Genomic DNA, 6,865 nt, shown 5'->3' on the forward strand with positions numbered 1-6,865 from the left:
GCAAGAAAAACAATTTGTTATTCACGTTCGATAGAAGTCCACGAAAAGCTGATTGGGGCATATATTGAAAAACATCATTACAACGCTTTGGAGTCATGACCAAAAAAACACCTCCAAAAGACCCGGAAGAACTGAAAAAAGATCTGAAAAAGAAACAGCAGAATAAAGGAGGCAGAGTCACAGGAATCAAAAAAACTAAGGTACCGTGCTTTAGTCCTTATAAAGGAAAGCGATATAAGCGATTAAAAACGGATAAAGAGCGAAATGCATTTTTAGATAAATATAATGATCAATTAAAAAGACAGCAAGATGCCATTAATAATATGTCAGCTGATGATTTTAAAATTGCCAGGGATGCTTATAAGAAAAATAAGCGGAATAGTAACGCAGCTAGTGCTCAACAAAATTTTAGAGACCAAACAGAATCTGATATAAGAAAAAGTATGCATAAAAAGTTAGTTTCAAAAGGAATGGATCCCGATAAAGCTGATATAATAGCAGAAAAAAATTCTAAAGAAGCAATGAAAGGACTAGCCGCACTACATGAACCCGATATGGTCGCGGGAGGTTATGGGCAATATGCTCCTAAAAAAATGGGCGATTCTGGGATTAACAGTGCAATTGGTGGTAGTTGGAGTGGAGATCGTATCAAATCATTAGATAACGCCGCTAAAGAGGCAATTTACAACGGGTTAGGTAGTGCTAAGATGAACATTCAATTAGAGCTATGCAGAGGAAAGGGGAAAAAGTAATGCGTGATAAGTACTTTGAATATTTTATAAAAAAAATGGGTGAGGCAACTCAACATAGAAATGTTCCTCTGGATATCATACATCAATGGCAAGGCAAGCTGCCAAAAAAATTATTGTCCTATTGGGAAATTGAAGGCTGGAATAATTATCATGATGGGCTATTTAGCATCGTAAATCCCGAAGATTATGAAGATATTGTTGATATGTGGTTAGAAGATACGCCATTTGAATCAATGGACTCTTATCACGTTATTGCTCGAAGTGGTTTTGGTAAACTTTATCTCTGCGGAGAAAAAACGGGAACAAACCTATCAATATCATGTATATTCAATACTATTACTTTTGATAAAGATAATTTTCATAAAAAAGATGATAATAAGTTCTCTCTAGATATTGCAGGATTTTTCTCAGCCGAAACACCAGAATCAAATGATCTTAAAGATGGAACAAAAAAAGGAATTTTCTCACGAGCAGTAGAAAAACATGGCCTATTAAATGAAAATGAAATTTTCGGTTTCGAGCCTGCCATTGTATTAGGCGGTGAGATTAAACTAGAAAATATCAGAAAATTGGATATGCATATCCATCTAGATATTCTCCGTCAATTTGCAGATCCAGATATTCAAGAAATTTAATCTCTAATTGTTATTTATTAATAATAGTGGCTAATCAAACAGCCACTTTACCTATTAATGATGAACACAAACAATGCGTAATGTGTATTTCTAATATTTCCTTAAAAAGATGGAAGAAGAGACTCAATATAGGGAAACTCCCACAGAAACAATAAATCAATGGCGTGGAAAATTACCTGACAGGTTATTAAATTATTGGTCAACAGAGGATTGGAATAGTTACCATAATGGACTATTTAGCATAGTAAACCCCAGAGTTTATGAAGATATTGTTGATATGTAGTTAGCAGATACACCATTTAAGTCAATGGATGTTTATCATGTTATTGCCAGAAGTGGTTTCGGCGATCTTTGTTTATATGATAAAAAGACTGGGTAATGACATCAATTTATTGAATCATGTATAGTCTGTCTATTTGGAGAACATTCAGATGGCAAAGATTGATGTGACCTGCCCATCTTGTTGTGCAGTTAAAGGGATCCACCGTAATGGGCGCTCTCGCTCTGGTCATCAACGTTATCTTTGCCAGTCCTGCCGTCATTCTTGGCAACGGGAATTCACTTATGCCGCTTGTCGTCCCGGTACACATAAGCAAATCGTCGATATGGCCATGAATGGAATAGGATGCCGGGCGACAGCGCGTGTGATGGGGATTGGTCTGAATACTGTCCTTCTCCATTTAAAAAGCTCAGACCCAAATCGGTAACAGAAGCCATTGCTCTCGGCACTGAAGTGATTGTCTGTTGCGAAATGGATGAGCAGTGGTCGTACGTGAAGTCAAAGAATCAGCCCCGTTGGCTCTTTTATGCTTACGACCGGATCAGACGGAAAGTGATCGCCCACGTTTTTGGCCCAAGAACAAAGAAAACATTGATGCGTCTGATGGCGCTACTGGCTCCCTTCAACATTGTGATCTATATGACCGATGGCTGGAGAAGCGATGAAAAAACACTGGCGGGGAAGCTGCATGTGGTCAGTAAGCGTTATACACAACGCATAGAGAGACATAATCTGAATCTTCGTCAACATTTAGCAAGACTGACTCGCAAAACGTTGTCTTTTTCAAAATCCATAGAAATACATGACAGGGTCATAGGGTATTATTTAAACATTCATCACTATCAATAAATTGGTATCATGACCGAATTCCCCATCAATCGATCGATATCTGTCAGCTCAGGGATGAGAAAAACGTAATACATGGAGACGGATTGCTCGAGAAAATCTGTTGATCCAAAGAAATGAGCACTTGAAACGATAGGCATTTTTCTGGGGGAACCTGTGTCTGAATCAGGATCACCACTGGATATGATGCCGTATCCAAGAAAAGGCATTCAAAACGAAGAAAAAATAGCGGCGTTTCAAGTGACTGCTCAAACAGCCGCTCATTTCTCTTACAGGTAAAATAATGGAACAACTCTGTTCAATACTGCTACTTACCACACGCAAATGCCGTCATCGCCCAGGCATTTCTCACCCACCGGTCTGTCTCTGCCCAAAACGCCCATTTTGCCTGATGCTCTGCTGAGCCCGAGCTGGCTGCAAGGTAGTCCGTTGATGTCACATAAAACTCACTTACCCAGCCATCATAAAGATAAAAATTACCCCATTCCTCATAGAGCTGTTCGAGCGCATATTTGGAAGCAATCTGGCTGCCAAGTGATTTACAAATCTGTTTTGCATTCGAGTAAAAATCTTCCGTCAGACCTGAGCGCTCAAACCAGGTATAACCCGTTAAGGTCAGGACTGCCTGTTGCCCTGCCTCATCGGTGCCCGTGAGTCTTACACCATCAGGGCGTTGCTGCACCATCACCACATCACCCGATACCGTGACTGATGAGGAATCGCTCTGCCAGTTCATCCGGCCTGTATTACCTGTCGTGATAATGCGAAATTTCGCGCCACGCCAGAATACTGAAGGCCCCCGGAGACCAAAGGATTTCTGGTTAGCATTGCTGCCCTGACTGTCAACGGCAACGGTATCAACAATACGGAGCGGTGTGACAAACTCCACCACCGGAGATTCAAGTTGCTGCTCGCCGATTTGAGCAATGACCACGCCCTGACCCGGATGACAGCCGACAAAAGTGGCTGTCGCGGTTCCCCGGTTGTCTGTCCGGTTTTCCACTAAAATCATCTCGCCAATCTCGCCAGACCAGTCAACGGCTTTATCCGGGACACCCCGGCCATGACTATCCATAACCGTGACGGTGAACGTCACCTGTTCTGTGCCATTTGCCGCCGCACGGGTTTTATTCACCCGGATTGTTGATAACAGTACCTCATCAAACATGACAATAGGCGCCGCTACCTTATTATCTCCGACCTGAATCTGAACCTGATGGGGTCCTGTCAACGTACTGCTCAGCTTAACCTGCGTTTGTCCCTGACTGTCTGCTTCTGTCTGTTCTGAAGACAACACACCGTGATCTGTTTGCCAAATCACTGGCTGATTTTCCACGGGTGATCCCAGTGAATCCTTCACCATAGCCGTTAACACCACCGCATCCTGCCCATCGCCTTTAGCCCGGACTTTATCCACCGTGATCGCGGGTTTCAGCCGGCGTTCAAACGCCACCGGAGCAGCATGAAGTGTTTTTCCCGCCACCTCGGCTTTCACCGTTGCCCTCCCTGCGGTGCGGCTGACTAGCCAGGCTGTTGCCTCCCCCTGACTGTTTGTCTGTTCTTGCTTATCCAGCAGTTGCCCGTTATCCGCTGACCATTGCACTTTGCTGTTGGCAACGGATTGACCCGCTGCATCGTACACGTTAACTGTATAAAGGATGCTGTCCTGACCATCGGCAATAGCCGTTTGTTTGTCTGCCTCAAGCGTGTGCGTTAGCGAGGTAATAAAGCGGATCGGAGAAGCCATCACCGTTTCACTGCCAACCGCCACTGTCACTTCTGCATTTCCTGATACTTTGCTGGTTAGATAAGCCGTGGCCTGCCCTTTCGCATCAGTCATTAATGAAAATGAGGAAAACTGGCCGAGAGGGGTCTGCCAGCCAACAGCCTGATTCGGCACAGGTTGACCGATGGCATTTTTAACTGTGACAGTTAAGGTCGCCCTTGATTTCCCATCCGCCTTAACGCTGTGCTTATCAACGGTGATTTCGGGTATCAGCACCGCATCAAACTGTACTGAAGGTGCAACAGCAATCTCTCCATCCACAGTAACACGTACCGCATGCAGCCCCTGCTGACGGCTGCGCAGTACGACCGATGCCTGCCCCTGCGTATCCGTGTTCTGTCGTGTTTGGGCTAATTCGCCTTTATCACTTGACCAGATAACGGTCTGATTCGGGACGGGAGCACCTTCCTGATCGGTGACAAGGGCAGTATAGATCACACTGTCATGACCATCGGCTTTGGCCTGCGTTTTATTCGCTGTCACCTGCCATCGCTTTTCGGTCGGCAAACTCATCATCATGATTTCTGCCCGGCTGGAGCGGTTACCCCGGCTGTCAATGGCTATTCCCGAAAGCCGGACGGGTTTTTCCGTGGTTTTCGGCAACCGTAACGTCACTTTCTCCGGCCGTTGATCAAGTATTTTCCCGCCTGCCTGCTGTAATTCAGCCGTATCCAGCTCTAAACGTGCCAGCGGATATTTGGCGTGGATAACGGGAACAAAGGTTAATTCCTTGCCTTCATATCCGTTGATTGATGCGGGGAAAGCCAGTGTCAGCAACGTTTGCTTCTGATAATCCAGCACAAGATCACTGCGCCGATTCACAAAATCAAATTGGCTGGTTTTCAGGCTGCGCAATGGCGCGACCGAGTTCGGATCAAGCTGTTGGCTGAATGATGTGCCAAACCGATAATTCAGGTTCAGAGTAAAACGGTTCTCACTTACACCCTGCTTACCCTGCCGAAAATCGGCACCTAATGTTACTAAGGGGACTGGCATGTAAGTCAGCCCGGCAGTGACGCTGTACGGATTTTTCTGGCGTTCTGCCTCGCCGAATAAGGCAACCTGCTGTCCGTAATATTGCTCAAATTGTAATTGCCCGCCCCAGTGAGGAAAAGCAGGCAAATACACTTCAGCCTGAATATCCCAGCCGTTTGCCGGTCTTGCATCAAAATCCGTGAGCCGAGCGGTTTTCCAGTGGGATAAACGCTGGTAAAGATTAGCAGAGAGTTTGACGTTATCATGCCAGGCTTCCAGCCCAAGACTGTAACGGTGATGCTGCCCCGGCCACAACGCATCCCAGAAGACATTGGCACCCCATAACCAATTATCGCCTAAATATCGATAGCCAAATCCAAGTGTGGTTGTTGTCTGACCGTGGTGGGTTTTTACCCCTGACTGACTGAATGCAGTACCCGAAATCGGTCGATAAAAAGGCAGTAACCAATCAAATGAAATATCTTTTAACGAAAAATGACTGTCGAAAGGAAGTGTGAGGCGGGCATTGCCATATTGGTTAAACCACGGTGTCAGTGTTGATGTCACTGCAGACGATAACTGCCGGGCAGCTATTGTTTTTGCTGCTTCGCTGGGGGATTGTGACTGCGTGAGTTGCCCCCAGTGAGCGGTGATTTCAGCCAGGGTGTGTTCATGCTGATCCGGGTCTTGAACTTTCGGCATGGCCTGACCAGGAAAACTGAGTGACAGGCTTAACAGACCAATAATAGAAGATTTTACCTTGCTGAACCGATGGGATTGGATTTTTTGCACCACGGATTGTGACCCTTTTCATTAATGCTGAAAGGGGTAACATGCAGAAAAAGCGTTTTAAATACTGCACTTAATTCTTTTTCTCATGGTGAAAATTACCTGAATCAGCGGTGAACAGGAATCCCGTTAAATGTATGTGTACAGCACTGACATTGAATAGGAATATCATTGGCTGACAGATTTGGGTTTACCTTCCTTAAAAAACCTGATCCATCGACGAACAGCCCGTTGTAATAACTGGATTCACCACAGCGGATATACTCTCTTTGTTCATGCTCATGTAACGCCACTATCCAAAATAGAGGTTCTGGACTGTCCAGTCGCTGAACGGCTTCACTGTGAACCAAATCCCATTTTTCACCGACTTTACTCAATAAGAACATAAAAAGTGGAGTGTAATCTAAACCGCGTCTTTGCTTGCCTTTCATAGACAGAAAGCAGGGCATATCCTCCCTGATTAATTTTTGTCTGGCTCGCTCCCATCGATATTCACCGCCATGATGAAAAACGAAATGGGCTTTCGTATTGATCCGGCGATAAAGTTTCTTTTTTCCATGATTGGATTGATGCTTTTTCATTCTTATATTCATCTCAATTTTTTTAGGCAAGAGGGCTAACGTTCTCTCAGTCAATATACCCGATAATAAAATTGAATATTTATGTCTGTTTTAACCCCCGGGCAATATCCATTTTTCTGGCTACCAACACCGCCGCTTCCAGTTCACTGCACTGATGCTCGCGCATTAACGCCCGCCGTTCAGCCTTTTCTTCTTTTTCCGTCATACCCAGCGCCAGATAC

General features: G+C 44.8%; 7 protein-coding genes and 1 pseudogene. 5 read left to right on the forward strand and 3 right to left on the reverse strand.

Features of this window, described 5'->3' with window-relative positions; genetic code table 11:
• The 5 genes from Xbud_RS21455 to Xbud_RS17365 form a co-directional block, all read left to right on the forward strand.
• The coding region (locus Xbud_RS21455; RefSeq protein WP_422645744.1) for an IS1 family transposase at window positions 1–99 on the forward strand (99 nt) is incomplete at its 5' end.
• A complete protein-coding gene (locus Xbud_RS17350; RefSeq protein WP_099137300.1) occupies window positions 96–752 on the forward strand; it encodes a polymorphic toxin type 15 domain-containing protein in 657 nt (218 codons plus the stop codon). The genes Xbud_RS21455 and Xbud_RS17350, both read left to right, overlap by 4 nt.
• Window positions 752–1,387, forward strand: coding sequence for a GAD-like domain-containing protein (locus Xbud_RS17355; protein WP_099137301.1), 636 nt, complete (start codon window positions 752–754; stop codon window positions 1,385–1,387). The genes Xbud_RS17350 and Xbud_RS17355 overlap by 1 nt, the downstream gene beginning before the upstream one ends.
• Window positions 1,388–1,496: 109 nt before the next feature.
• A complete protein-coding gene (locus Xbud_RS21460; protein WP_099137302.1) occupies window positions 1,497–1,670 on the forward strand; it encodes a GAD-like domain-containing protein in 174 nt (57 codons plus the stop codon).
• 148 nt (window positions 1,671–1,818) lie between these two features.
• A protein-coding gene (locus tag Xbud_RS17365; protein ID WP_244590020.1) for an IS1 family transposase occupies window positions 1,819–2,516 on the forward strand; the annotation gives its coding sequence in 2 pieces (ribosomal slippage) (window positions 1,819–2,068 and window positions 2,068–2,516; 699 coding nt in all).
• Between the two features lie 304 nt (window positions 2,517–2,820).
• Here Xbud_RS17365 and Xbud_RS17370 read toward each other — a convergent pair.
• The 3 genes and pseudogenes from Xbud_RS17370 to Xbud_RS21465 all read right to left on the reverse strand — a co-directional run.
• Entirely contained in the window at window positions 2,821–6,069 is a 3,249-nt protein-coding gene (locus tag Xbud_RS17370; protein ID WP_211283544.1) for an Ig-like domain-containing protein, read from the reverse strand.
• A gap of 101 nt (window positions 6,070–6,170) precedes the next feature.
• On the reverse strand, window positions 6,171–6,644 hold the full coding sequence (locus Xbud_RS17375; RefSeq protein WP_099137303.1) for a hypothetical protein: 474 nt from the start codon (window positions 6,642–6,644) through the stop codon (window positions 6,171–6,173).
• Window positions 6,645–6,723: 79 nt separating this feature from the next.
• Window positions 6,724–6,865, reverse strand: a pseudogene (locus Xbud_RS21465) (type VI secretion protein); the annotation flags it as partial.

It is taken from the genome of Xenorhabdus budapestensis, assembly GCF_002632465.1.
GTDB classification, from domain to species: Bacteria; Pseudomonadota; Gammaproteobacteria; order Enterobacterales; family Enterobacteriaceae; genus Xenorhabdus; species Xenorhabdus budapestensis.

What these genes read in the sequence shown, in the direction of transcription:
- Xbud_RS17350 (WP_099137300.1), top strand. Translation starts at nt 96, where the DNA reads ATGACCAAAAAAACACCTCCAAAAGACCCGGAAGAACTGAAAAAAGAT.
- Xbud_RS17355 (WP_099137301.1), top strand. Translation starts at nt 752, where the DNA reads ATGCGTGATAAGTACTTTGAATATTTTATAAAAAAAATGGGTGAGGCA.
- Xbud_RS21460 (WP_099137302.1), top strand. Translation starts at nt 1,497, where the DNA reads ATGGAAGAAGAGACTCAATATAGGGAAACTCCCACAGAAACAATAAAT.
- Xbud_RS17375 (WP_099137303.1), bottom strand. Translation starts at nt 6,644, where the DNA reads ATGAAAAAGCATCAATCCAATCATGGAAAAAAGAAACTTTATCGCCGG.